The sequence below is a fragment of the Polynucleobacter sp. AP-Sving-400A-A2 genome (assembly GCF_018688155.1).
In the GTDB taxonomy this organism is placed as follows: Bacteria; Pseudomonadota; Gammaproteobacteria; order Burkholderiales; family Burkholderiaceae; genus Polynucleobacter.
Map to the genome: position 1 here is coordinate 928,318 of NZ_CP061312.1, position 23,657 is coordinate 951,974.

The window sequence follows — 23,657 nt, forward strand, 5'->3', positions numbered from 1 at the left end:
ATGATTCGTTTACCGAAGCTTTTTAAGCGAAACCCTGAGACTGAAGACCTTGATCGGGCTTCGGTGAGGGGTCGTCGTACAGTCAATAAATTAGCCCCTCGTAGTTTTCAGCGTGCTCAAGAAAACGAAGAGCTAGCATTTACAGAAGATCCTGATCAGCAACGCGCACGTCATCGTCTGATTGGTGCGGCTGTCCTGGTTTTAATTGCAGTAGTTGGCCTCCCTCGTATTTTGGATAACAAGCCTAAGTCTGTGAATAACGATATTGCTGTCAATATTGTGACTACCCTGCCTAGCCCTAATCTTGCAATGCCCGCAAATGATGAGAGAGCAAGTCCGGCTGCTGGAGTTGAGACACCAGCGAAAGAAAAAGCATCCACTCCACCCAAAGAAGTTGTAAAGACACCATCTCCTGCAGGCAAAATAAATTCTATTAGTGGTTTGGCCGCTGGTGAAGAAGTGATTTCTGCACCAGAGGCAATCGCTAAATCAAAAACTGAAGAACTACCAAAAAAAGTCGGGCCTGGTAAGTACGTCATTCAGGTTGGTGCTTTTGCATCTGAAGAGCGGGCTAAGGGTTGGATAGCGAAGATGAAAGATCAAAAGATTCCCAACTATGTTTTAAATAAAACCGGTGCTGACGGCGTAAAACTTTATGTATTAAGAGTCGGACCTTTTACCGATAAAGACGCAGCAGAAACTGCTGAGAAAAAAGTTAAAGCTATGGGATTGTCTCCGAGGCTAGTTGAGGTAGAGGCCCCTTAATGGAATATTTATCCACCCTGAAGTTAACCACGGTGGATTATTTCACCCTGGTAGTGCTCTTGGTTTCGGCATTGGTGGGGATTTCTCGTGGGCTTTTTAAAGAGGTATTAGCGCTGGCCTCTTGGTTTGTAGCCGCTTGGGTTGCTTATCACTATACCAACTACCTTTCTGTTGAATGGCTATCTACTTTTCACATGGATGAGCTGCTGAGTCTGGGTGTGAGCTTCCTCATTCTATTTATTCTTACTTTGATTGTTTGTGGTTTGATCGGTAATGTGATTCAGAAGATTATTTTGTCTGCTGGATTGAGCATGACAGATCGATTTCTCGGTCTTGTTTTTGGCTTAGCGCGTGGCTGTGTAGTTGTAGTTGTGATGGCTACATTAGCGGCCTTGACTCCTATCCCCCAAAGTGTCGCTTGGCAGAAGGCAATTACCCGTCCAGCCATTGATATGGCAACTCATTTAATTAAAGGGTGGTTGCCTGCTGATTGGGCAAAGCAATTAGGTGATGCAATGCCTAAAATTACACCCACCATTACACCTTCATTAAAAATAGGGATCTAGGCTTATGTGCGGCGTTGTCGGAACAGTTTCCCATTCCCCAGTAAATCAACTCATTTATGACGCGTTGTTGTTACTCCAACATCGCGGTCAAGATGCCGCCGGTATGGCAACGATGAACGGTAATTCATTCACGATGCATAAAGCTAATGGTCTTGTGCGAGATGTATTTAGAACACGTAATATGCGAAGTCTGGTAGGTAGCGCTGGCATTGGTCAGGTTCGTTATCCAACTGCTGGCTCTGCAAGTAGTGAGGAAGAGGCCCAGCCATTTTATGTCAGCGCTCCTTACGGTATTATTTTGGCCCACAATGGCAATCTCACTAATGCGGCTAGCCTGCGTGTAGAGATGGCTTATCGTGATCGTCGCCATATTAATACTAGTTCAGATACAGAGGTGTTATTGAACGTATTGGCTGATGAACTTCAAAAAGAAACCAATAGCGCAGCATTAGATGAGGGCGCTATGTTTAACGCCGTTACACAAGTAACTAAGCGTGTTAAGGGTTCTTATGCGGTTGTTTCTTTAATTGCGGGTTATGGCTTATTAGCATTTCGTGATCCTTTTGGAATTCGTCCTCTCTGTATTGGGCGCATGGATACACCGAAGGGTCCAGAGTGGATGATTGCTTCTGAATCGGTTGCGCTCGATGGCTTAGGTTTTACCTTTGTACGTGATGTCAATCCTGGTGAAGCAATTTATATTGATTTAGATGGTAATTTCACCTCACGTCAGTGTGTTGCTGATGCAGTCCTGACACCTTGCATTTTTGAATATGTCTACATGGCTCGCCCAGACTCTACGATTGATGGCGTGACTGTGTATAACGTGCGGATGCGCATGGGTGACTACCTTGCCGAAAAGATCCGTAAAGAGACTATTCCAGGTGAGATTGATGTTGTGATGCCGATTCCTGACTCAAGTCGTCCAGCCGCAATGCAGGTTGCTAAACGTCTAGGCGTAGATTACCGTGAAGGATTCTTTAAGAATCGCTATATCGGTAGAACCTTCATCATGCCGGGCCAGGCTGTTCGTAAAAAATCAGTCCGCCAAAAACTCAATGCCATGCGCATTGAGTTCAAAGATAAGACCGTTCTCATTGTGGATGACTCTATTGTTCGGGGCACTACCTCATTTGAGATTGTGCAGATGGCACGAGAGTCCGGTGCAAAGAAAGTGATTTTCGCTTCTGCTGCACCGCCCGTGCGTTTTCCTAATGTGTATGGCATCGATATGCCAACGCGCAGTGAGTTGGTTGCTTACGGCCGCACTGATGAAGAGATTAATAAGATGATTGGTGCAGACCAATTAATTTACCAAAGCGTCGAAGATATGAAGCAGGCCGTGAAAGATATCAACCCTGATATCCAGAACTTTGAGGCATCTTGTTTTGATGGCCATTATGTTACCGGCGATATCAATGAATCGTATTTAGATGCTCTAGAGGCAGCTCGTAATACCTCCGAGGCCAAAGCTGACCGCCAACGCGATTCTAGTGACTTTGCCCGTTCGCAGCTGCATTTGCACTTGGCTACAGAAGACTAAAAACAACGATTGAGTTCGTCAGACATGTGTGTCTGAGGCAATTCTGTAATTCGGTGTCAAAATAGCGGTATGAAGAGTAAAACTATCCGTAAAAAACCTGATTTCTCCAAGCTTGCGCTTGAAACCTTAGCAGTTCGTGCTGGAACACGTCGCACTGCTGAATATCAAGAGCACTCCGAGGCTATGTTCCTTACTTCTAGCTTTTGCTTTGATAGTGCTGAACTTGCAGCTGATGGCTTTGCACATGCAGATCAAGGCTTTATTTATTCTCGCTTTACTAATCCCACTGTGAGCATGTTCCAAGATCGATTGGCTGCACTAGAGGGTGGCGAGGCTTGCATTGCAACTTCATCTGGTATGGCTGCTATTTTGACAATGGCAATGTCGCATCTCCAGACGGGAGATCACGTTGTTTGTTCTCGCTCAGTGTTTGGTGCCACCATCCAATTATTTAGCAATATTCTAGGTCGCTTTGGCATTACAACAACCTATGTTGATTTATCAGATACCAAGGCTTGGCAGGGTGCCGTCCAAGCAAATACCAAAATGTTTTACTTGGAAACGCCATCCAATCCCTTAACGGAGATTGCCGATATCAAGGCTATCTCCAAGATAGCAAAGAAAGCTAAGGCGCTATTTGCTGTTGATAACTGTTTTTGTACGCCAGCGTTACAAAAACCACTTGCATTAGGTGCTGACGTAATTATCCATTCAGCGACCAAATACTTGGATGGCCAGGGTCGCGTAGTGGGTGGCGCGATTGTGGGTAGCAAGGATTTCATTATGGGTAAAGTGTTTCCCTTTGTACGTACTGCCGGCCCAACACTTTCAGCCTTCAATGCTTGGGTGTTCTTAAAAGGTTTGGAGACGCTAGAGTTGCGTATGAAGCAACAGAGTCAAAATGCGCTAGAGATTGCTCAATGGCTCGAGAAACAGCCTGGAGTAGAGCGCGTTTATCATCCTGGCCTGAAATCTCATCCTCAGCATGCGTTGGCTAAGCGTCAGCAAAAAGCGGGTGGTGCTATTTTGTCTTTCACTCTTAAGGGTGGGAAAAAAGCGGCTTTCAAGTTAATCAACCAAACTAAGCTCTGTTCTATTACGGCAAACCTGGGTGACACTCGTACAACCATTACCCATCCTGCTACAACGACACACTGTCGAGTAAGTCCAGAAGCACGCAAAGCTGCAGGCATTACTGATGGCTTGGTCCGTATCGCAGTTGGACTAGAGAACGTAGTAGATTTAAAGAGTGATCTCATTGGCGGCTTGAAGAAGTAATTCAAGATCATGGGCTTTACAGATGCTACCCAGTTCTGGAATGAACGCTTTGATAAAAAAGAATTCATCTTTGGAAAAGAGCCGAATGAATATTTGGTTGAGCAAGCGTCTCGTTATCTAAAGCCCAACTCTTCTGTTCTCTGTATTGCTGATGGAGAAGGGCGCAATGGTGTTTGGCTTGCCAAGCAGGGCATGTGCGTCACGGGTTTTGATGTTTCTGATATCGCACTAGCTAAAGCCAATCAGTTCGCAAAAGAAAATCAAGTCAATATTCAATACAGTCTTTGCGACACCGATGGCTTTGATTGGCAGGCCAATGCATATGATGCGGTAATGGGTATCTTCATCCAGTTTGCCGATCCCGAAATGCGGTTTAGAATTTTCAAACAAGTACATCAGACTTTGAGACTAGGCGGCCTATTTATTTTGCAGGGATACACCCCAAAGCAATTGGTACATAAAACCGGTGGCCCATCACTCATAGAGCACCTCTATACAGAAGAAATGATCCGTGAGCTAAGTCAAGACTTTGAAGTGCTCGAGCTTCAGTGCTACGAAAAACAATTGTCAGAGGGTGCAAGGCATACTGGTATGTCGGCATTACTGGGAATGGTAGCTAAAAAGAGGGCGTAAAAAAAGCTGCCGAAGCAGCTTTTTGATTCAGCGTTGTAGCTTAACCGGCTTTCTTAGCGTAAGCAGAACACCAGCCTTTGCCAGCAACTTGCTTAGCACCGAACAATGAACAACCACCAGCAGCAGAATCCGCTTTACCTTGGTACAAAGCGCAATTGCCGCATACCTGGCCAGCAGCATACTTAGGGTACTTAGCTTTATCTACAGTAGTAGCGTTTGCTTTGTAACCCAATGCGGCAGCTTGTGGATCAGTTTCAGCAACCATGGCTTGAGCTTGAACTTGACCGTTCAATGCCAAAGTGCAAGCACCAGCAGCGGACAAGATCATAAATTGGCGACGACTATTTTGCATATAAAACTCCATTTTTTCGAGAGGGTTATTAATAATGTGGTGTCGATATTAGCATATTAATCAAAATACCATTTCTATGCATAGGGTAATAAACATTACCGATTTAGTAGGGCTTTAGTGAACAGCGTCAGCTCGAGATCTTACTGATACCTGAATCTAACTTCTTTTCAGGGACCAATAAAGCGTCTAGGGTCATTAATGAGGCGCAAGGGCATGATGTGAATTTGATTTCCATCAAGCTCTAAATGCATCAGACTGCCAACCTCCATGCATAGCCTTTTGACCTCAGCTGAGGAGGCTTCCCATTCAATCGCGTTTTGACTATTTTGAATTCGTAATTGAATAACGGCTATTTGGCCAAGGCTGCTCATCTTTTCAACTACCGCTGGTAAGCTGGCATTACTCGGGCCAGCATGAACGCTCAAGCCACTTTGAGGAATAACCCAGGCTACGCGAACTTTCGGAGGGATCTTGCCTTTGTCAGCAACCTTAAAGACCCTGCCGCAACCATCCCAACTCAAGTTACCAGCATCAAATACACCATGAAACATATTGCTGATGCCGACTAATTCAGCAACCCTGGAATTTCTTGGTTTCTGAAAGAGCACTTGCGGCGCTGCAGTTTGTAGACTGATGCCTTGGTCAATAACAGTAATCCGATCAGCCAACAAATCAGCCTCTCGTAAATCATGTGTGACTAATAAGATGGGAATATGTAAATCTGTACGTAAGTCTGCCAATGTTTTATAAAGACCCTGGCGTGTTGGAGTATCGATTGCAGAAAATGGCTCATCTAGCAGCAGAACTTTAGGCTGTCTAGCCAGCGCTCTTGCAAGGGCAACGCGTTGCTGCTGTCCACCAGACAGTTGATTTGGCATGCGCTCTGCAAGATTGGCAATACCCATGCGATCCAGTAGATCAAGACTAATCGCTTTGCGCTGCGATGTGTTGAGATCGGAGTTCTGCAATGGAATCATCACATTGCCTAAGGCGCTAAGATGCGGAAAAAGCGCATATTGCTGAAACAAGAAGCCGCAAGAGCGCTCTGCGGGGTAGAGTTGTTGCACTTTATTACCAAGATCATCGGTTTCAAACCAAACCTGACCATTGCACTCAATTTTTCCACTGGCTGGTTTATTTAGGCCTGCAATGGTTCTGAGCGCAGTAGTTTTACCGCTACCAGAAGGTCCAACCAAGGCATGCAGCTCACCTGGAGCGCATTCCAAGCTAATTTGCAGCGGACTCGGGCTAATCTGCTGAATTTTGACCTTCAGCATTGGCTGAAGCCTTTGCGCAGATTTGACTTACGACCCAGCACTCCATAGGAGAGAGCAATGCAAACCAGGGATATACCTAAGAGCACGAGAGCAATTGCGCCAGCACCGGTGGTATCAAAGCTCTGCACCTTGTCATAAATAGCAATAGAGGCTGTTTTTGTCTCGCCAGGTATTGCGCCGCCAACCATCAGAACGACGCCGAATTCCCCAAGGGTATGGGCGAAGGTGAGGGCAGCGGCGCCAGTAATGCCGCGCCAAGAAAGTGGCAGTTCAATTAAGCGAAAGATTTGCCAATTACTGAGACCACTTACTTGGGCCGCCTCTCGGATTTCAGGATTAATGGCCTCAAAGGCGCGTTGTATTGGCTGAATGGCAAATGGGATGTTTGCAATCAGTGAGGCAACTAGGATTCCTGTAAATGAAAATACAAGGGGAGCCCCGAAAATACTGGTGTTAGCAAATGAAACCAGAAAGTAGTAGCCTAAAACTGTAGGCGGAAGAACTAAAGGCAGTGCCAGAGCAGCCTCAACCCATGGCCGACTTCTATTGAGATCCATTAGCTTATGGGCAGCCCATATCCCAAATGGCAACATCAGAGCCGTGGTCCAAAAAGCAAGCTTTAAGGACAGCAGAATTGCGTCAATATCCATGCTCCCATTGTATTGCCTCCAAAGGCTAGGGTATTTCTCTATATGAATACAAGGCTCTTAGGTATTTAATAAATGCATATATACGCATATATGATTATCAATAATGAATATAAAAGCTAAAGCAAAAAAAGCCACCAAAGATCTCTCTCCGCAAGCAATGGAAGAGGTTTTTTCTCGTGTCGCGGAATACTTTAATGTTCTTTCGGAGCCGTCACGGCTTCGTATTATGTATGCAGTTTGTAGCGGTGAAAAGTCTGTATCCGAGGTTGTTGAGTTATGTGGCTCGAGCCAGGCCAATGTTTCACGTCACCTTTCTGCGCTTCATAAGGCGGGAATTTTGCTTAGACGCAAAGAGGGCATCACTGTCTTTTACTCAATCGCTGATAACGCCACAGTAGAAATGTGCCAAACCGTTTGCGCAAAAATTGCTGAGAGTTTGCATTAATTCCGAAGTATCTATTGACCAAAGCAAATATCAAATGACCAAAAAACAAATTGAGATCAGTGCGCAGGATATTAGCGCAATCGAAAAGCCAGCCAATCAGGCTCGCCTTGTAAAAGCACCTGAACATTTCATTTCTCAGGAGCTGATTGCTGATATCAATACAAATGGTTTGGATGAAAACCGTCGTGGCTTCTTGCGTAAAGGTTTTATGTCCGCTCTTGGTGGTGCAGCTGCTGGACTGACAGCTCCCCTAGCCATGGCCGCGGGTGAAGGCGATGTATTTATTCTTGAAAAGCAAGAATGGCAAACAACGCTTGGCAAGAATGTGGCAACCATGCCATATGGTATGCCATCTATTTACGAATCCAATTTAATTCGACGTGAGTCACCTGGGCTTACCCGTGTCTCTGCTGCATCCGTAGCCTTCACTCCTCTGCAAGGTTTATTTGGAACTATCACTCCAAACGGTTTACATTTCGAACGTCACCACCAAGGCTGGTACAACGTCGATCCAGATAAACATCGTTTGATGGTGAATGGCATGGTGAAAAACCCACGTGTTTTCACGATGAATGACTTAATGCGCTTGCCATCAGTTTCTCGTACCCACTTTATTGAGTGTGGTGCTAATACTGGATTAGAGTGGGGCAACGTAGCTGTTCCAACCGTGCAATACACGCATGGCATGCTCTCCTGCTGTGAATTCACTGGAGTGCCTTTAAAGGTATTGCTGGAAGAGTGCGGCGCCAATCTCAAAAAAGGGAAGTTCATGTTGGCCGAGGGCGGCGATGGCTCGGGAATGACTCGCACTATCAACCTTGAGAGTTGCCTTAACGATACGATTGTGGCTTGGGCCATGAATGGTGAGATGCTGCGTCCAGAAAACGGCTTCCCATTACGCTTGGTAGTTCCTGGGGTGCAGGGTGTTAGTTGGGTGAAGTGGTTACGTCGTTTAGAAATTGGTGACATGCCTTGGGCTTCTAAGGATGAGGCTGTTCACTATATTGACCTCATGACCGATGGCTCTCATCGTCAGTACACATCCGTACAAGAGTGTAAGTCTGTTATTACCACGCCATCTGGTGGACAGCAGTTGCTAGATAAAGGTTTTTATAATGTCAGCGGTATGGCCTGGTCTGGGCGTAGCAAGATCAAACGCGTAGATGTTTCCTTCGATGGTGGTAACAACTGGCGTACTGCACGCCTTGAAACACCTGTCCTCACCAAGTCTATTACCCGATTTAATATTGATTGGGTATGGGATGGGTCTCCCGCCATTCTTCAATCGCGCGCAATTGATGAGACTGGCTACGTCCAGCCATCAATCAAGGCCTTACGTGATGTTCGTGGAACAAGATCGATTTATCACAACAATGCAATTCAATCCTGGAAATTAGATTCAAATGGTGAGGTCAGCAATGTACAAGTTGGATAAATTAACTGCTCTCATTGGTTTTGTAGCGCTTCTAGTATTGGGTGCACAAGGTGCGTTTGCCCAATCTGATTCCTCAAAGTTTCCAGGGATTGGCCGGCATGCAACGATGGCTGAAGTTGCGGCCTGGGATATTGATGTTCGCCCTGATTTCAAAGGCCTTCCAAAGGGGTCTGGATCTGCTAGCAAGGGTGAAATTATTTGGGAAGCTCAATGCTCAAGTTGTCATGGCAGCTTTGGTGAATCTAATGAAATTTTCACACCTATTGTTGGCGGCACAAGTAAGGAAGATCAAAAAACCGGAAAGGTTGCTTCCTTAAAAGATAACAAGCAACCTCAGCGAACAACTTTAATGAAAGTAGCCACAGTTTCAACGTTGTGGGACTACATTTATCGCGCTATGCCTTGGAACGCCCCGCGTTCATTGAGTGCTGATGATACTTACGCATTGGTTGCCTACATCCTCAGTTTGGGTGAAATTGTGCCCAGCGACTTTGTGTTGAGCAATACTAACATTGCTGAAGTTCAGGCAAAAATGCCTAATCGCAATGGTATGAATTTGCAGCATGGTATGTGGAATGCCAATGGCAAGCCAGATGTCAATGCCAAAGCTTGTATGAATAATTGCACGCAATTTGTTCAAATTGGCTCTACATTGCCTGAATACGCCAGAAATGCGCATGGCGATATTGCATTGCAAAATCGCGAATATGGTCCTTATAGAGGTTCTGACAGTACAAAGCCACCTCTTCAAAAGCTCCCTGCTGGCTCAAGCATGCAGCCAAAATCAGTGGCGGTTGCCGATACTGGGCCTGCAGCATTGTTTAAAGGAAAAAATTGCTCAGCTTGTCATGCTCCAAATGCGAAGTTAGTTGGGCCTTCAATAGAGCAGGTTGCGGCAAAGTATAAAAATCCAGCTGATTTAGCTATGCTTTCCACCAAGGTGATCAAGGGTGGCGCTGGAGCCTGGGGCGCTATTCCAATGCCGGCTCAAGACGTGACTGCTGCGGAGTCTAAAGCTTTGGTTGAGTGGATGCTTTCGGGTGGTAAGTAATTAAAAAAATAGGTGTTAACCTTAACGTTTTAATGATTAAGTAATAATATTCTTACGTATTAGAGATTAATAAAGGAGTTTTTATGAATCAGCAGCGTCGTAGTGTATTGAAGTACTCAGCAGTGTTCGGCTTGATGGCTTCTACGGGTCTTATTAGCAGCGCTCAAGCCCAAGAGTGGAATAAAGCCGCTTTTGAAGGCAAGAGCTTGGATGATGTTTTTAAAATCTTAGGCGCTGGTAGCCCAGATAAATCTGCCGCAGTGACTTTAAACGCACCTGATATTGCTGAAAACGGTGCCGTTGTGCCTGTCGGCATTACCACTACAGCAAAAGCCGAGCAAATGGCAATCTTGGTTGAAAAGAATCCAAGTGCACTTGCGGCTCAATTTTTCATCCCTGCTGGCACAGACGCTTTTGTTACTACCCGTATCAAGATGGGTCAAACATCCAATGTGTATGGCTTAGTTAAGGCCGATGGTAAGTGGCTAATGACTGTTAAAGAAGTCAAAGTAACGCTCGGTGGTTGCGGCGGTTAATTCCGCGGCAATTCAATAGAACAATTCATTTATATATAGAGTAAAAAAGGAACCAAAATGGCTGATCCAATGCGCGTAAGAGCCGCTGAAAATGGCGGTACTGTGGATGTAAAAATCTTGATGAAACACGATATGGAATCTGGTCAGCGTAAAGATGCTGCTGGCAAAACTATTCCTCAGTGGTTTATCAGCACGATTAATGTTACAGCCAACGGCAAGAAAGTATTTTCTGGCGAATTTGGTCCTGCAGTTTCTAAGGACCCATTTTTGAACTTTAAATACAAAGGCGCTAAGGGTGACAAAATTGCTGTAACTTGGAATGATAATAAGGGCGACAAACGCACTGATGAAGCAACTGTTTCTTAATTGTTTTTTGCTTTAATAAATCTTCACCGCCTCCGTGGTTCTGAAAGGGTAGGAAATGCAGCGTAAATTGACTTTAGGGCTCGCTACTGGCCTAGTAGCAGCTTTACTAACAATGACATCTTCGGTGTCAGCACAAAAGAGTGCTACCGACGATATTGCTAAATATCGCGAGATGATTGCTGATGGAAATCCTTCAGAACTCTACGAGGCGGCGGGTGAAGAGTTATGGAAAAAACCGGCTGGTCCAAAGAATGCAACTCTTGAGCAATGTAATCTGGGTTTAGGGCCTGGGGTAGTAAAGGGCGCAGCAGCACAACTGCCACGCTACTTTAAAGACACTAATAAGGTGCAAGATTTAGAGTCACGCTTGATGACCTGTATGCAGGTATTGCAGGGTCGCGATCCACAGGAAATGATTGATGCTCCATTCCAAAAGGGTCCCAAGAAAGACATGGAGGCTATTGTTGCCTATGTTGTTACTTTATCTAAGGGCGACAAGATTAAGGTAAGAACGGCACATCCCAAAGAAAAAGAAATGTATGACCTTGGTAAGCGCGCTTTCTTCTTCCAGGGTGGTCCAATGGACTTCTCCTGCGCATCTTGCCATGCTGAAAACGGCAAGCGTATTCGTTTGCAAGATTTACCGAACATTACAGAGCAAAAAGGTGCTGCTTTAGGTTGGGGTTATTGGCCAGCCTACCGCGTATCGAGTGGTCAATTTTGGACCATGCAACAGCGTTTGAATGATTGCTTCCGTCAGCAGCGCTTTCCTTTCCCTATTTATGGATCGGATGTGACCATCGCTTTGTCCATGTACATGGCAAAAACTGCAAATGGTGGAACAGTCGAAACACCTGGCCTAAAGCGTTAATGGATAAGAGATGAATATGAAAATGACACACTTAAAACAACTCTTAGCTGCTACTGGATTCATCTTTGCTGCTGGTTTGGTGCAAACTCCTGCTCTTGCTCAGCAAAAAAATGATACAAAATTTAATAAGATGATTCAAGATAGCTTCCGAGCTGATGGCATTGCTGGATTGGATCGCATCGACCAAGACGCAACGCAAAAGTTCTGTTCAGATCCTAAGTTTGCTGATAGCAAGCAAGGTCAAGCTATGCGCGAGAAAATCCAGAAGATCAATATGGACTCGATCAAGCAGCCATCCGATGGGAAGTACATTGGTGACTGGAAGAATGGTGAGCGAATCGCACAAAGTGGTCGTGGTGCAACTTGGACTGATACTGCTGAAACTCCTATTGGCGGTGGTTGCTATAACTGTCACCAGATTGATTCCAAAGAAATCTCTTATGGAAATATTGGTCCATCCCTAACTGGCTATGGAAAAATACGCGGATATTCACCAGAGGTTGTAACTTACACATGGAACCGAATTAACAATTCCAAGGCGTACAACGCTTGCAGTAATATGCCGCGCTTTGCCCACTTCAAGTTATTAAATGAGAAGCAAATGCAAGATGTCATGGCTTTGCTTCTTGATCCAGAATCACCTGTGAACAAATAACACATTTAAACAGGCCGTAAGGCCTGTTTTCTTAAGGGAATAACTATGTCTTTAAATCGACGCGAATTTTTGCAAGCATTGGCTATCGCCTCTGCTGGTGGCATGAGTTTGCAATCCAATTTTGCTAACGCGCAGACAACTGCCCAGAAATTCTATGATTTGCCTAAGTTTGGGAATGTGCATTTCTTGCATTTCACAGACTGCCATGCGCAACTATTGCCAATTTATTTCCGTGAGCCCAATGTCAATCTTGGTATTGGTGCGCAAGAGGGTAAGACACCTCACTTAGTTGGTGAATATTTTCTAAAGGCTAATGGCATTAAGCCAGGGACGCGTGATGCGCACGCCTTTACCTATCTTGATTACGTTGCTGCTGCGCAAAATTACGGCAAGATGGGTGGCTTTGCTCATATGGCAACTTTGATTAAACAAATTAAAGCTAGCCGTCCGGGTGCGATGTTATTAGATGGTGGTGATACTTGGCAGGGATCTGCTACAGCACTCTGGACTAATGGTCAGGATATGGTTGATGCAGCCTTACTCTTGGGTGTTGATGTGATGACTGCGCACTGGGAGATGACCCTAGGCGAGAAACGCGTCATGGAAATTGTGAATGGCGATTTCAAAGGCAAGGTTTCTTTCATCGCTCAAAACATTAAGACCGCTGACTTTGGTGACTCCGTTTTTAATCCTTATGTCATGAAGGTGCAGAACGGTATTCAAGTGGCAGTGATTGGCCAGGCCTTCCCTTACACCCCAATTGCTAATCCACGTTACTTCACACCAGACTGGACATTTGGTATTCAGGAAGAAAATCTTCAGAAGACCATTAATGAAGTAAAGGCCAAGGGTGCAAAAGTAGTTGTGTTGTTATCCCATAACGGTATGGATGTGGATTTAAAGATGGCATCCCGTGTTACAGGCTTAGATGCGATTATGGGTGGCCATACGCATGATGGTGTTCCAACTCCAGTCAAGGTAAAGAACTCGAATGGGGTAACTTTAGTTACCAATGCAGGTTCCAATAGTAAATTCTTGGGCGTACTCGATTTTGATGTCAAAGGTGGCAAGCCAGTAGATTTTCGCTACAAGCTTTTCCCAATTTTCTCGAATATGATTCCGGCTGATCCTGCGATGAACAAGTTGATCGCTAAAGTACGAGCCCCATATGAAGCGAAGTTGAATGAAAAACTAGCAACTACAGATGGTCTTTTGTATCGCCGTGGTAATTTCAATGGCAGTTTCGACCAGTTAATTTTGGACGGATTGATGACTCAGAAGAACGCGGAGATTGCTTTCTCTCCAGGTTTCCGTTGGGGCACAAGCTTATTGCCAGGTCAAGCTATTACCCGTGAGAATTTGCTAGATCAAACCGCCATTACCTATCCATACACCACAGTTACCAATATGACTGGTGAAACTATCAAGACTATTTTGGAAGATGTGGCAGACAATTTATTTAACCCTGATCCTTACTACCAGCAGGGTGGTGACATGGTTCGTGTGGGTGGTATGCAATACACCATTGATCCAGCGGCATCTGCTGGCAAGCGGATTAGTGATATGCGTTTAAATGGCAAGGATATTGATCCTAGCAAGACATATAAGGTTGCTGGTTGGGCACCAGTTAGCGAAGATGCTAAGAATGCTGGTGGTGAGGCAATTTGGGATGTGATGGAACGCCATTTGCGTGATGTGAAGGTGGTTAAGGCTGTAAAGCTCAACGAACCGATCATTAAAGGTGTAAAAAATAACCCCGGAATGGTTTCACTCTAATACTATTAATTCGAGATCAATAATGAAAAAATTACTTCAATGCCTGGCAATTACTTTTACCCTGTTTGCTAGCGGAGCCAATGGTGCGGGACCCACAGAGGTGGTTTATCACATTGATGACGCTGAGTCTCAAGGTATTAAAGGTTTGCGTAATATACGCAATCATTTGGATGTATCCCCGCAGACCAAAATCATTGTCGTTACTCATGCCAATGGCGTCGACATCATGATGGAAGGCGCAAAAGATAAGAAGAATGGAATTGAATATGCACCCTTAGTTGGCGCATTGAAGTCCCGTGGAGTTCGCTTTGAGGTCTGCGAGATTACGCTAAAGAATCGAAATCTGAAAAAGGATCAATTCATCTTAGACACAGACTACACTCCATCCGGAGTTGTTCGAGTTGCTGATCTTCAAAACCAAAGCCGTTTCGCTTATATAAAGCCCTAAGCTATGAGGTTGCCGCATCTTGACTTGCGCGCTTATGCCCTAAGAGTGCTTTTTCTTGTCTCGGCCTTACTACTTTTATCTGTAAGCACTGCTCACGCATCCGATGATTTGATCCTGAAGCCTATTCAAGTAGCCCCACATACGTATTTCGTAAAAGGCTTGCCGGAGATGGGCAGCAGTAAAAATCAAAACTTTATTTCTAATGCGGGGTTTGTGATTACTCCCAAAGGTGTAGTGGTGGTTGATGCTCTAGGTTCACCAGCGCTTGCCAAGAAACTCATTGCAGAAATTAAAAAGCTTTCATCTCAAAAAGTAGTTGCCGTCATCGTAACGCATTACCATGCAGATCATGTTTATGGACTTCAAGAGTTCAAGCGTGTTGGGGCGAAGATTTATGCACAAGGAGAGGGCAGAAACTATATTTCCTCTGAAACTGCTAAACAGCGCTTGATCGCATCACGAATTGATTTTGCCCCCTTGGTAAATGCCTCTACTAATTTAATATCAGCAGATGTCTGGATAGATCAGAGTTTCATGCTTACTGTCGGGGGCGTGGAATTTAAGATAGGTAGAGTGGGTCCCGCTCATGCGCCTGAGGACTTAATTGTTTATGTGCCATCGGAAAAAGTCCTCTTTGCAGGTGATTTGGTTTTTCGGGGTCGCATTCCCTTTGTTGGCAATGCCGATAGTAAGGGCTGGTTGCAGGCTTTGAATGAGATTGAATCACTCAATCCCAGTATCGTGATTCCTGGCCACGGTGCGCACTCGATTAATCCAATTGAAGATATCCGTTTTACACGGGAGTATTTACGATATTTGCGCCAATCGATGGCTAAGGCGGCTATCGATATGGACCCCTTTGAGGAGGCTTATCGGCAGGCTGACTGGTCAGAATATGAAGGCATGCCCTTGTTTAGGGCTGCAAACCGCATGAATGCCTATAACGTTTATCTCTCAATTCAGGCGGAATAAGGCATTTTTGTCATCTGGGCTTTAAAATAGCGGATTACTTTGCTAAATGACTGATTTCAAATGAAATTACCACTGATCAAGCTTGTATTTATATTCGCTGCCATGTTCGGCCTGCATTTATCCGTCTATGCCACAACGGATCTTGCAAATGGCAAAAAAATTGACCAGCAGAAATGCTATGCCTGCCATGCCAAAAAATCTGGCTTTGGCAATGGTGACATGATCTACACCCGCAGTGATAGCAAGGTTAAAAATCTTCAAAACCTAAAGACGATGGTTGCTAGGTGTAATACAGAATTACGTCTTGATCTTTTTCCTGAGGATGAGGCTGACGTAACAGCCTTTCTCAATAAACAATTTTATAAATTTAAATAATTTCAGTAAAGATTTTTATTATGGATGCGGTAGATATTTCCTCTCTTAGCAAATCAGTTTTACTTTCTACCTTCGCAGTGACTTTCTTGCTTGGCGCAGTGATGCAAAAAACAGGTTTTTGCAGCATGGGCGCAGTCTCAGATATTTATATTATGTCTAGCTGGGGGCGTTTAAAGCAGTGGTTTCTGGCCATCGGTGTTGCGATCATCGGGTTTGCTTTGATGTCTTACTTGGGGCTGATTGACCCACTGAAAAGTTTCTACACTAGCAATAAGTTTTTATGGTTATCTTCTATTGTAGGTAGCACCTTATTTGGTTTTGGCATGGTGCTTTCCTCTGGTTGCGGTAGCAAGACTCTTGTTCGTATTGGCGGCGGCAATCTCAAATCCGTTATTGTTTTCCTCGTTCTCGGACTTTCGGCTTATATGACTATGAGGGGCTTTTTGGGTGTGATTCGCGTCAATACTTTGGATTCGGTCTTCATCGCCCTAAATACATCTCAAGATTTGCCAAGTATCTTAGCCCCAATTACTGGTATCGCTCGCAATAACTTACATCTCGCCTTGGGCATGATAGTAGGATTTGCCTTCATTGCTTATGCACTTTCAAGCAAAGCTTTTTGGACAGCTGAAAACCTTTTTGCTGGAACTTTTGTTGGTCTAGCTATTTGCGCTGTATGGTGGATATCAGGTAACTTAGGTTTTGTTGCCGAAGATCCCAATACCCTAGAAGAGGTTTTCTTGGTAACTAACTCTGGTCGAATGGAGAGCCTCTCCTTTGTGGCGCCATATGCGTTCTCGCTTGAATGGTTGATGCTTTACAGCGATACTTCAAAGGTAATTACTGTTGGTATTGCTGCTGTCATTGGAATGATTTCCGGATCGGCATGTATTGCCATTCTGACTAAGTCATTTCGCTGGGAAAGCTTTCGCGATCCTGAAGATACAGCTAACCATTTAATTGGCGCTACTTTGATGGGATTTGGAGGAGTTACTGCGCTTGGTTGTACTGTTGGCCAAGGCTTAAGTGGCATTTCCACATTGGCAATTGGATCGCTGCTTGCCTTGCCAGGATTTATCTTCGGCGCCTACATAGCACTTCGGTATTTAGAAACGCGCAATGCACCTAATCCCTGTAGTTAATTCTTAGTTAGGCTTAATGATATGCAGATAGATTGGCTTACTTTTTCTCCCGGCCCGGCATTTCTTGGTGGAGTTTTGTTGGGCCTTGCAGCTGCCTTATATGTCATCCTCCATGGCCGCATTCTAGGTATCAGTGGAATTGTTTCTGGATTACTGCCCCCCAAAGAGGGTGATACTAATTGGCGTTTAAGTCTCGTTTTAGGGCTGTTGAGCGCACCACTCTTGGCTAGCTTCTTTTTTGGGCTTCACACAATCACTGTGATTGATGCCGATTGGATCACCCTCATCATTGCCGGTCTGCTGGTAGGTTTTGGTGCCAACTATGGTTCAGGTTGCACCAGTGGTCATGGTGTTTGCGGTCTGTCCCGCCTTTCGCCAAGATCTTTAGTTGCTACAGTGTCTTTCATGAGCGCTGGATTTTTTATAGTGTTTGTCACTCGTCATGTGCTGGGTCTATAAATTATGAGAAGACATTTCAATTTTTATAGCCAGTATTTGATTGGTGTTTTATTCGGAATTGGTCTGATCATTTCCGGCATGAGTAACCCGCAGAAGATTCTGAATTTTCTTGATCTGGCTGGTAACTGGGATCCGTCCCTTATCTTTGTGATGGGCGGTGCAATCCTTGTGGGCCTCGCTGGCTTTTATTTGGTTTCAAAGCGCTCCGAAGCTTTTTTTGGTGGAGCGCTACATATTCCCACTCGCAGAGATATTTCGAAGCCCCTCATCATAGGTAGCCTCATTTTTGGTGCGGGGTGGGGTATTGCTGGTTTCTGTCCAGGCCCTGCAATTGTTGCTCTCGGGGCTGGTCACCTTAAGGCTCTCGTCTTTATATTGGCAATGCTTGCTGGTATGGCTATCTGCAACCGCTTGTTTACAGGTCACAAAAAGTAAGTCTGATTTAGAATCTAAGTTATTGGTTTTTAAATTCTTATTATTTTTTGAGGTTTAGATGAGTCTTCCTATTGCCTGCCATACCGATCACTTCGGTACTTTGGGTCAAATCGACCCTAGTCACTTAACTGAGATTGTTAAACAAGGTTACAAAAGCGTCATCAATAATCGCCCAGATTTTGAAAGTGGTCCCGATCAACCTACAAATGCAGAAATTCAGGCTCAAGCTGAAGTCTTAGGCTTAAATTACGCTTTTTTACCGGTGATTCCTGGTGCATTTACGCCAGATCAAGTGGTTGAGATGGCGCGCTTACTGAAGACTATGCCGAGTCCTATCTTGGCTTTCTGTCGGTCTGGTGCTCGCTCTACCAATTTGTATCACATGGCTTTGCAAGTTCGTTAATGAATGATCGTTTAGTAAATATTCATGCGTATTGAAATCCCGGAAGAAAAAAAGTTTGTACACCAAATGTGTATGCCGATTCGTTGGGGTGACATGGATGCATATGGACATGTTAATAACACGGTGTACTTTCGGTATATGGAGCAGGCTAGGGTAGAGTGGATTACATCCATGGGATATAGCGTTACTCCTGGCGACGAATCTATGTTGATGATCAATGGCTTTTGTAATTTCTATCAACAACTTACCTATCCAGGCGAACTCATTCTAAAAACCTATATCGGTAATATTGGGCGTTCTAGTGTGGATGTTTACACTACGATGTCTTTAACTACTGAGCCAGATATGATGGCTGCGGTCGGCGGCGCTACTATGGTGTGGGTTGACATGAAGACGGGTAAATCGTCACCCTGGCCTGAACACGTGATCTCTAAGCTGCAATAGGATATTTTTTTGCTTCCCAGTAATCCGCATATTCTCAGTATTGAAAAGCTGGCATCCTCTTTAGCTGAATTTGATGCCATTATTGATGTGAGAACACCAGCGGAGTTTGCCTTAGACCATATTCCTGGCGCAATCAATCTTCCGGTCCTGAGTAACGAGGAGCGCATTGAGATTGGAACGCTGTACAAGCAAGCTTCTCCATTCGTTGCCAAGAAATTGGGCGCTTCTTATGTCTCGCGCAATATTGCCGATCATTTAGAAAACTCTCTGATTGATTTTCCGCGTGAGTGGCGCCCCTTAATTTATTGTTGGCGTGGTGGCGAACGTAGCGGTGCCTTTACTCATATCCTCAATCGCATTGGCTGGAAAGCTCTGCAACTACAAAGTGGTTATCAAGGTTTCCGCCGTGTCGTAATCAATGATCTCGACCAAGCTGCTAAAGACTTTTCTTTCCAGGTGATTGCTGGCATGACTGGAAGTGGTAAGACGCGCATTCTTCAAGAAATCGGTTTACTTGATCAGCAGATACTAGATCTGGAAGACTTGGCTATTCACCGTGGATCGGTGCTGGGCAACGAGCCCAATATAGACCAGCCTTCACAAAAAGGCTTTGAGACAAACCTATGGAATGCACTGAATTCATTGGACTCATCCAAGACAGTGTTTGTTGAGTCTGAAAGCAAAAAGGTTGGGGGATTGCACATTCCCGATCTCTTGATGGAGCGTATTCGTGAGGGGCAATGCATTGAGCTTCGCTCTAGCACCCACACGCGAGTATCTTGGTTGTTACGAGAGTATGAGCATTTCTTAGCTAATCCTGAAAGCTTTAAAGAGAAGCTGAGCTTGCTGACATCGCGATATGGGAAGGAGCAAATTACCAAATGGCATGAGGCTATCGATGCGGGAGATTTTGAGAGCTTGGTCGAAGAATTATTGGTGATGCATTACGACCCATCCTACCAATCCTCAATTATTCGTAATTTCCCGAGCTATCGTGAAGACTATTTTGTACAACTCGAGGATGACAGCGATGAGGCCTTTGCAAAAACAGCAAAAGACCTCATTACCAAGCTTGGCCTTTAACTAAAAGCTTGGATTCCAGTTTGTGCACGCCCTAAGATGAGGGCGTGGATATCATGTGTACCTTCGTAAGTATTGACGACTTCCAGATTGAGCATATGACGAATGACGCCATACTCATCAGAGATGCCGTTACCGCCGTGCATATCTCTAGCTAGACGGGCGATATCCAATGATTTTCCACAGGAGTTGCGCTTCATGATGGAGGTGATTTCTGGAGCAGCAATACCTTCATCTTTCATACGGCCTAAACGCAGGCAACCTTGTAGTGCCATGGTAATTTCGGTCTGCATATCTGCAAGCTTCTTTTGCACCAGCTGATTTGCTGCGAGGGGGCGGTCAAATTGCTTGCGATCCATAGTGTATTGGCGCGCTGCGTACCAGCACCACTCAGCAGCTCCAAGCGTGCCCCAGGCAATGCCATACCTGGCTGAGTTCAAGCAAGTAAACGGACCCTTGAGGCCGGTAATTTCTGGGAATTCATTTTCAGCTGGAACAAAGACTTCATCCATGACGATTTCACCGGTAATAGAGGCACGTAGACCCATCTTGCCGCTGATCTTAGGAGCCGATAAACCCTTCATGCCTTTTTCTAAAATGAAGCCTCTAATCAAACCCTCATCATTTTTAGCCCAGACAACAAATACATCCGCGATGGGGGAATTGGATATCCACATCTTAGAGCCAGTCAATGAGAAACCGCCGGGAACTTTTTTGGCTCTGGTGATCATGCCACCCGCATCAGAGCCATAGTTAGGTTCAGTCAAGCCAAAGCAGCCAATCCATTCACCGGTAGCTAACTTAGGCAAGTATTTTTGTTTTTGTGCTTCGCTACCAAATTCATTAATCGGCACCATGACTAAAGATGACTGCACGCTCATCATGGAGCGGTAGCCTGAATCAACACGCTCAATTTCTCGAGCAATCAATCCGTATGAGACGTAATTCAGGTTCGCGCCACCATATTGCTCGGGGATAGTAATGCCGAGTAGACCCAATTCACCCATTTCGCGAAAGATGGTGGGATCCGTAGTTTCATTTCGATAGGCATCATGGATACGCGGCATTAAGCGACCTTGTGCGTATTCAGCAGCAGCATCACGCACCATGCGCTCATCTTCTGTCAGTTGCGTATCAAGGAGAAGGGGGTCGGCCCAATTAAAACTAGCTTTACTCATGGTTCTTAAGGATCCTATAGGGGTGGTTTAATCAGCGCTCTGTCAATTTTTAAGAATGCGGATATTCTTTTGTTCTATTATCCATTTTTCCAGACATATGGACGCACCTAGACGTCACCATCGCTATTACGACCTGATATTGGCTGCCTTTGTGGTGGTTTTGTTGTGCTCCAACTTTATAGGTGCTGGCAAGGCCGCTACATTAGATTTGCCTTATTTTGGCAACGTCACCTTCGGAGCTGGAATCCTCTTTTTCCCAATCGCCTATTTCTTTGGCGACATATTGACTGAGGTTTATGGCTACGCTTACGATCGCCGTGCAGTTTGGGCAGGGTTTGCAGCACTTGCCTTTGCCGCCATCATGGCGCAACTAGTGATTGCTTTGCCTGTCGCTCCAGGTTCCTACATGGCTAATTACCAGCAGGGTATGGAAACGGTATTTGGTAATTCTTGGCGAGTGGCACTTGCCTCCATGATTGCTTTTTGCTGCGGTAGTTTCGTAAATAGCTATACCTTAGCCAAAATGAAGATTCTGACCCAAGGCCGTCATCTTTGGATGCGCACCATTGGTTCCACTGCATGCGGAGAATTAGTCGACTCTTCACTGTTCTATATGCTGGCTTTTTACGGCTTGTGGCCTATAAATGAGGTCTTGGCTGTCGCTGCATCTCAATACGTCCTAAAGACTGCCTGGGAGGTTCTAGCAACCCCTTTAACGTATTGGGTGATTAGTTTTCTCAAGCGCAAGGAAAATCAGGATCACTACGATATTCACACCGATTTCACGCCATTTAAGCTGAAAGTCTAATTTACGGCTTTTTTAGCCGCAAGCCGTTAAAATAATGCTCTTTGATGCACTAGCTACATCCGCATCCTCGAATTGACCTATCAGAAAGTAAGAATACATCCGTGCTGTCCGCATCTAATATCACTATGCAGTTTGGGGCAAAACCCCTGTTTGAAAACATTTCCGTTAAGTTTGGTGGCGGTAATCGTTATGGCCTCATTGGCGCTAACGGTTGCGGTAAATCCACTTTCATGAAAATTTTGGGTGGAGAGTTAGAGCCAACCAGCGGAAACGTGAGCCTCGATCCTGGTATTCGCTTGGGTAAGTTGCGCCAAGATCAATTTGCTTACGAAGATCAGCGCGTTCTCGACGTGGTGATGATGGGCCACGAAGAAATGTGGAAAGCAGCTGCAGAGCGTGATGCGATCTATGCAAACGCAGATGCCACTGACGAAGATTACATGAAGGCTGCTGAACTCGAGGGCAGTTATGCAGAGTATGGTGGTTACACGGCGGAAGCTAAGGCAGGGGAGTTGTTATTGGGAATTGGCATTCCGATTGAGCAACACAATGGTCCAATGAGTGCCGTGGCTCCAGGTTGGAAATTGCGCGTATTGTTGGCGCAAGCCTTGTTCTCTGATCCAGATGTATTGCTACTAGATGAGCCAACCAATAACTTGGATATTCACTCTATTCATTGGCTTGAAGATATTCTGAACCAAATTAAGAGCACGATTGTCATCATTTCCCATGATCGCCACTTCCTCAATGAGGTTTGCACGCATATGGCGGATATGGACTTCGGTACTCTGAAAGTTTATCCAGGTAACTATGACTCCTACATGTTGGCCTCTGTTCAGGCTCGTGCACAACAGCTGAGCTCCAACGATAAGGCTAAGGAAAAGATTGCTGAATTAGCTGCTTTCGTAGCCCGATTCTCTGCAAATGCATCGAAGGCACGTCAGGCCACTTCACGTCAAAAACAATTAGAGAAAATTGAGATTGTTGAAATAAAACCTTCTTCACGTCAAAACCCATTTATTCGTTTTGATTCTGAGAAGAAGTTGCACAATATGGCGGTTGAGTGTAACGCGCTCTCCAAGGCATATGACCGTCCTATTTTTAAGAACTTCAAGATTGGCATCCGCGCTGGTGAAAAGATTGCCATCATTGGTCAGAATGGCGCCGGCAAGACAACGCTGCTGAAGACTATTCTCAGCAAACGCTTTAGTGGGATTTCAGCAGATAGCGGTGATGTGAAGTGGGCGGAGAATGCTAACGTTGGTGTCATGCCTCAGGACAATACCGAGATGTTCGCAAAAGACGAATTGCTCATGGATTGGATGAATGAATGGCGTAATACTGGTGACGATGATCAGGTTATTCGTGGCACCTTAGGGCGCCTCTTATTTTCTGGCGATGATATCGGTAAGTCTGTCAAAGTGCTATCTGGCGGCGAAAAGGGTCGCATGATTTGGGGTAAGTTGATGCTACAAAAGCACAATGTGCTTGCAATGGATGAGCCAACTAACCATATGGATATGGAATCGATCGAGAGCTTACAAATCGCGCTTGAGAAATACGAGGGTACTTTAATTTTCGTATCTCATGATCGTGAGTTTGTATCAGCGCTAGCTAATCGCATCCTCGAAGTGAAGATGGATGGCTCAATTGCTGACTACTCGGGAACCTACGAAGAATATCTACGCAGTCAAGCTTTAGCTGGCTAAATTTC

At 45.1% G+C, this 23,657-nt stretch carries 28 protein-coding genes; 24 read left to right on the forward strand and 4 right to left on the reverse strand.

The window, feature by feature from the left end:
• The 5 genes from C2758_RS04925 to C2758_RS04945 all read left to right on the forward strand — a co-directional run bounded on the left by C2758_RS04925 (position 1) and on the right by C2758_RS04945 (position 4,785).
• Positions 1–765, forward strand: a complete 765-nt coding sequence (locus C2758_RS04925) for an SPOR domain-containing protein (protein WP_215329857.1) — start codon at positions 1–3, stop codon at positions 763–765.
• The gene (locus C2758_RS04930; RefSeq protein ID WP_215329858.1) at positions 765–1,331 is read left to right on the forward strand and encodes a CvpA family protein; all 567 of its coding nucleotides are present in this window, start codon (positions 765–767) and stop codon (positions 1,329–1,331) included. The genes C2758_RS04925 and C2758_RS04930 overlap by 1 nt, the downstream gene beginning before the upstream one ends.
• 4 nt (positions 1,332–1,335) lie before the next feature.
• Entirely contained in the window at positions 1,336–2,874 is a 1,539-nt protein-coding gene (purF, locus tag C2758_RS04935; protein WP_215329859.1) for an amidophosphoribosyltransferase, read from the forward strand.
• A gap of 69 nt (positions 2,875–2,943) precedes the next feature.
• Positions 2,944–4,152, forward strand: coding sequence for an O-succinylhomoserine sulfhydrylase (locus tag C2758_RS04940; RefSeq protein ID WP_215329860.1), 1,209 nt, complete (start codon positions 2,944–2,946; stop codon positions 4,150–4,152).
• Positions 4,153–4,161: 9 nt separating this feature from the next.
• Entirely contained in the window at positions 4,162–4,785 is a 624-nt protein-coding gene (locus C2758_RS04945) for a bifunctional 2-polyprenyl-6-hydroxyphenol methylase/3-demethylubiquinol 3-O-methyltransferase UbiG (RefSeq protein WP_215329861.1), read from the forward strand.
• 40 nt (positions 4,786–4,825) lie between these two features.
• On the opposite strand, the gene C2758_RS04950 is transcribed toward C2758_RS04945, so the two are convergent.
• The 3 genes from C2758_RS04950 to modB all read right to left on the reverse strand — a co-directional run bounded on the left by C2758_RS04950 (position 4,826) and on the right by modB (position 7,064).
• Positions 4,826–5,137, reverse strand: coding sequence for a high-potential iron-sulfur protein (locus tag C2758_RS04950; RefSeq protein ID WP_215329862.1), 312 nt, complete (start codon positions 5,135–5,137; stop codon positions 4,826–4,828).
• Positions 5,138–5,304: 167 nt separating this feature from the next.
• On the reverse strand, positions 5,305–6,414 hold the full coding sequence (locus tag C2758_RS04955; protein ID WP_215329863.1) for an ABC transporter ATP-binding protein: 1,110 nt from the start codon (positions 6,412–6,414) through the stop codon (positions 5,305–5,307).
• Positions 6,408–7,064: a molybdate ABC transporter permease subunit gene (gene modB / locus C2758_RS04960; protein ID WP_215329864.1), complete on the reverse strand. Its 657-nt coding sequence runs from the start codon at positions 7,062–7,064 to the stop codon at positions 6,408–6,410. The genes C2758_RS04955 and modB overlap by 7 nt, the downstream gene beginning before the upstream one ends.
• A 103-nt stretch (positions 7,065–7,167) precedes the next feature.
• Here modB and C2758_RS04965 point away from each other — a divergent pair, with 103 nt between their 5' ends.
• The 17 genes from C2758_RS04965 to mnmH all read left to right on the forward strand — a co-directional run bounded on the left by C2758_RS04965 (position 7,168) and on the right by mnmH (position 19,960).
• Positions 7,168–7,509: a metalloregulator ArsR/SmtB family transcription factor gene (locus C2758_RS04965; RefSeq protein WP_215304153.1), complete on the forward strand. Its 342-nt coding sequence runs from the start codon at positions 7,168–7,170 to the stop codon at positions 7,507–7,509.
• 79 nt (positions 7,510–7,588) lie between these two features.
• Positions 7,589–8,944: a sulfite dehydrogenase gene (soxC, locus tag C2758_RS04970; protein WP_371817716.1), complete on the forward strand. Its 1,356-nt coding sequence runs from the start codon at positions 7,589–7,591 to the stop codon at positions 8,942–8,944.
• The gene (locus tag C2758_RS04975; RefSeq protein ID WP_215329866.1) at positions 8,928–9,995 is read left to right on the forward strand and encodes a c-type cytochrome; all 1,068 of its coding nucleotides are present in this window, start codon (positions 8,928–8,930) and stop codon (positions 9,993–9,995) included. The genes soxC and C2758_RS04975 overlap by 17 nt, the downstream gene beginning before the upstream one ends.
• Positions 9,996–10,078: 83 nt before the next feature.
• Positions 10,079–10,531, forward strand: coding sequence for a thiosulfate oxidation carrier protein SoxY (gene soxY, locus C2758_RS04980; protein ID WP_215329867.1), 453 nt, complete (start codon positions 10,079–10,081; stop codon positions 10,529–10,531).
• 57 nt (positions 10,532–10,588) lie between these two features.
• Entirely contained in the window at positions 10,589–10,897 is a 309-nt protein-coding gene (gene soxZ, locus C2758_RS04985; protein ID WP_215329868.1) for a thiosulfate oxidation carrier complex protein SoxZ, read from the forward strand.
• Positions 10,898–10,952: 55 nt separating this feature from the next.
• Complete coding sequence (gene soxA, locus C2758_RS04990; RefSeq protein WP_215329869.1) at positions 10,953–11,768, forward strand: sulfur oxidation c-type cytochrome SoxA; 816 nt, start codon at positions 10,953–10,955, stop codon at positions 11,766–11,768.
• A 16-nt stretch (positions 11,769–11,784) separates the two neighbouring features.
• Positions 11,785–12,423, forward strand: coding sequence for a sulfur oxidation c-type cytochrome SoxX (gene soxX, locus C2758_RS04995; protein ID WP_215329870.1), 639 nt, complete (start codon positions 11,785–11,787; stop codon positions 12,421–12,423).
• Positions 12,424–12,468: 45 nt separating this feature from the next.
• A complete protein-coding gene (soxB, locus tag C2758_RS05000) occupies positions 12,469–14,199 on the forward strand; it encodes a thiosulfohydrolase SoxB (protein WP_215329871.1) in 1,731 nt (576 codons plus the stop codon).
• A gap of 22 nt (positions 14,200–14,221) precedes the next feature.
• On the forward strand, positions 14,222–14,647 hold the full coding sequence (locus tag C2758_RS05005) for a DsrE family protein (protein WP_215329872.1): 426 nt from the start codon (positions 14,222–14,224) through the stop codon (positions 14,645–14,647).
• A 3-nt stretch (positions 14,648–14,650) separates the two neighbouring features.
• Positions 14,651–15,619 carry an MBL fold metallo-hydrolase gene (locus C2758_RS05010; RefSeq protein WP_215329873.1) on the forward strand — a complete coding sequence of 323 codons (969 nt, stop codon included), beginning with the start codon at positions 14,651–14,653 and terminating at the stop codon, positions 15,617–15,619.
• Between the two features lie 60 nt (positions 15,620–15,679).
• Positions 15,680–15,994: a hypothetical protein gene (locus C2758_RS05015; RefSeq protein WP_251369268.1), complete on the forward strand. Its 315-nt coding sequence runs from the start codon at positions 15,680–15,682 to the stop codon at positions 15,992–15,994.
• Between the two features lie 20 nt (positions 15,995–16,014).
• Positions 16,015–17,136: a YeeE/YedE family protein gene (locus C2758_RS05020; RefSeq protein ID WP_215329874.1), complete on the forward strand. Its 1,122-nt coding sequence runs from the start codon at positions 16,015–16,017 to the stop codon at positions 17,134–17,136.
• A gap of 21 nt (positions 17,137–17,157) precedes the next feature.
• On the forward strand, positions 17,158–17,595 hold the full coding sequence (locus C2758_RS05025) for a YeeE/YedE family protein (RefSeq protein WP_215329875.1): 438 nt from the start codon (positions 17,158–17,160) through the stop codon (positions 17,593–17,595).
• A 3-nt stretch (positions 17,596–17,598) separates the two neighbouring features.
• The gene (locus C2758_RS05030; protein ID WP_215329876.1) at positions 17,599–18,030 is read left to right on the forward strand and encodes a DUF6691 family protein; all 432 of its coding nucleotides are present in this window, start codon (positions 17,599–17,601) and stop codon (positions 18,028–18,030) included.
• 58 nt (positions 18,031–18,088) lie between these two features.
• Positions 18,089–18,433, forward strand: a complete 345-nt coding sequence (locus C2758_RS05035; RefSeq protein WP_215329877.1) for a TIGR01244 family sulfur transferase — start codon at positions 18,089–18,091, stop codon at positions 18,431–18,433.
• A gap of 24 nt (positions 18,434–18,457) precedes the next feature.
• On the forward strand, positions 18,458–18,877 hold the full coding sequence (locus tag C2758_RS05040; protein WP_215329878.1) for a thioesterase family protein: 420 nt from the start codon (positions 18,458–18,460) through the stop codon (positions 18,875–18,877).
• Positions 18,878–18,886: 9 nt separating this feature from the next.
• Complete coding sequence (mnmH, locus tag C2758_RS05045) at positions 18,887–19,960, forward strand: tRNA 2-selenouridine(34) synthase MnmH (RefSeq protein WP_215329879.1); 1,074 nt, start codon at positions 18,887–18,889, stop codon at positions 19,958–19,960.
• Here mnmH and C2758_RS05050 read toward each other — a convergent pair.
• The gene (locus tag C2758_RS05050) at positions 19,957–21,135 is read right to left on the reverse strand and encodes an acyl-CoA dehydrogenase (protein ID WP_215329880.1); all 1,179 of its coding nucleotides are present in this window, start codon (positions 21,133–21,135) and stop codon (positions 19,957–19,959) included. The genes mnmH and C2758_RS05050 overlap by 4 nt on opposite strands.
• 97 nt (positions 21,136–21,232) lie before the next feature.
• Here C2758_RS05050 and C2758_RS05055 point away from each other — a divergent pair, with 97 nt between their 5' ends.
• Both C2758_RS05055 and C2758_RS05060 read left to right on the forward strand, forming a co-directional pair.
• Entirely contained in the window at positions 21,233–21,943 is a 711-nt protein-coding gene (locus C2758_RS05055) for a queuosine precursor transporter (protein WP_215329881.1), read from the forward strand.
• 101 nt (positions 21,944–22,044) lie between these two features.
• Entirely contained in the window at positions 22,045–23,652 is a 1,608-nt protein-coding gene (locus C2758_RS05060) for an ABC-F family ATPase (protein ID WP_215329882.1), read from the forward strand.
• The last annotated feature ends 5 nt before the right edge of the window (positions 23,653–23,657 follow it).

Coding starts and splice junctions, on each gene's coding strand:
- C2758_RS04925 (WP_215329857.1), top strand. CDS start 1: ATGATTCGTTTACCGAAGCTTTTTAAGCGAAACCCTGAGACTGAAGAC.
- C2758_RS04930 (WP_215329858.1), top strand. CDS start 765: ATGGAATATTTATCCACCCTGAAGTTAACCACGGTGGATTATTTCACC.
- purF (WP_215329859.1), top strand. CDS start 1,336: ATGTGCGGCGTTGTCGGAACAGTTTCCCATTCCCCAGTAAATCAACTC.
- C2758_RS04940 (WP_215329860.1), top strand. CDS start 2,944: ATGAAGAGTAAAACTATCCGTAAAAAACCTGATTTCTCCAAGCTTGCG.
- C2758_RS04945 (WP_215329861.1), top strand. CDS start 4,162: ATGGGCTTTACAGATGCTACCCAGTTCTGGAATGAACGCTTTGATAAA.
- C2758_RS04950 (WP_215329862.1), bottom strand. CDS start 5,137: ATGCAAAATAGTCGTCGCCAATTTATGATCTTGTCCGCTGCTGGTGCT.
- C2758_RS04955 (WP_215329863.1), bottom strand. CDS start 6,414: ATGCTGAAGGTCAAAATTCAGCAGATTAGCCCGAGTCCGCTGCAAATT.
- modB (WP_215329864.1), bottom strand. CDS start 7,064: ATGGATATTGACGCAATTCTGCTGTCCTTAAAGCTTGCTTTTTGGACC.
- C2758_RS04965 (WP_215304153.1), top strand. CDS start 7,168: ATGAATATAAAAGCTAAAGCAAAAAAAGCCACCAAAGATCTCTCTCCG.
- C2758_RS04975 (WP_215329866.1), top strand. CDS start 8,928: ATGTACAAGTTGGATAAATTAACTGCTCTCATTGGTTTTGTAGCGCTT.
- soxY (WP_215329867.1), top strand. CDS start 10,079: ATGAATCAGCAGCGTCGTAGTGTATTGAAGTACTCAGCAGTGTTCGGC.
- soxZ (WP_215329868.1), top strand. CDS start 10,589: ATGGCTGATCCAATGCGCGTAAGAGCCGCTGAAAATGGCGGTACTGTG.
- soxA (WP_215329869.1), top strand. CDS start 10,953: ATGCAGCGTAAATTGACTTTAGGGCTCGCTACTGGCCTAGTAGCAGCT.
- soxX (WP_215329870.1), top strand. CDS start 11,785: ATGAAAATGACACACTTAAAACAACTCTTAGCTGCTACTGGATTCATC.
- soxB (WP_215329871.1), top strand. CDS start 12,469: ATGTCTTTAAATCGACGCGAATTTTTGCAAGCATTGGCTATCGCCTCT.
- C2758_RS05005 (WP_215329872.1), top strand. CDS start 14,222: ATGAAAAAATTACTTCAATGCCTGGCAATTACTTTTACCCTGTTTGCT.
- C2758_RS05010 (WP_215329873.1), top strand. CDS start 14,651: ATGAGGTTGCCGCATCTTGACTTGCGCGCTTATGCCCTAAGAGTGCTT.
- C2758_RS05015 (WP_251369268.1), top strand. CDS start 15,680: ATGAAATTACCACTGATCAAGCTTGTATTTATATTCGCTGCCATGTTC.
- C2758_RS05020 (WP_215329874.1), top strand. CDS start 16,015: ATGGATGCGGTAGATATTTCCTCTCTTAGCAAATCAGTTTTACTTTCT.
- C2758_RS05025 (WP_215329875.1), top strand. CDS start 17,158: ATGCAGATAGATTGGCTTACTTTTTCTCCCGGCCCGGCATTTCTTGGT.
- C2758_RS05030 (WP_215329876.1), top strand. CDS start 17,599: ATGAGAAGACATTTCAATTTTTATAGCCAGTATTTGATTGGTGTTTTA.
- C2758_RS05035 (WP_215329877.1), top strand. CDS start 18,089: ATGAGTCTTCCTATTGCCTGCCATACCGATCACTTCGGTACTTTGGGT.
- C2758_RS05040 (WP_215329878.1), top strand. CDS start 18,458: ATGCGTATTGAAATCCCGGAAGAAAAAAAGTTTGTACACCAAATGTGT.
- C2758_RS05050 (WP_215329880.1), bottom strand. CDS start 21,135: ATGAGTAAAGCTAGTTTTAATTGGGCCGACCCCCTTCTCCTTGATACG.
- C2758_RS05055 (WP_215329881.1), top strand. CDS start 21,233: ATGGACGCACCTAGACGTCACCATCGCTATTACGACCTGATATTGGCT.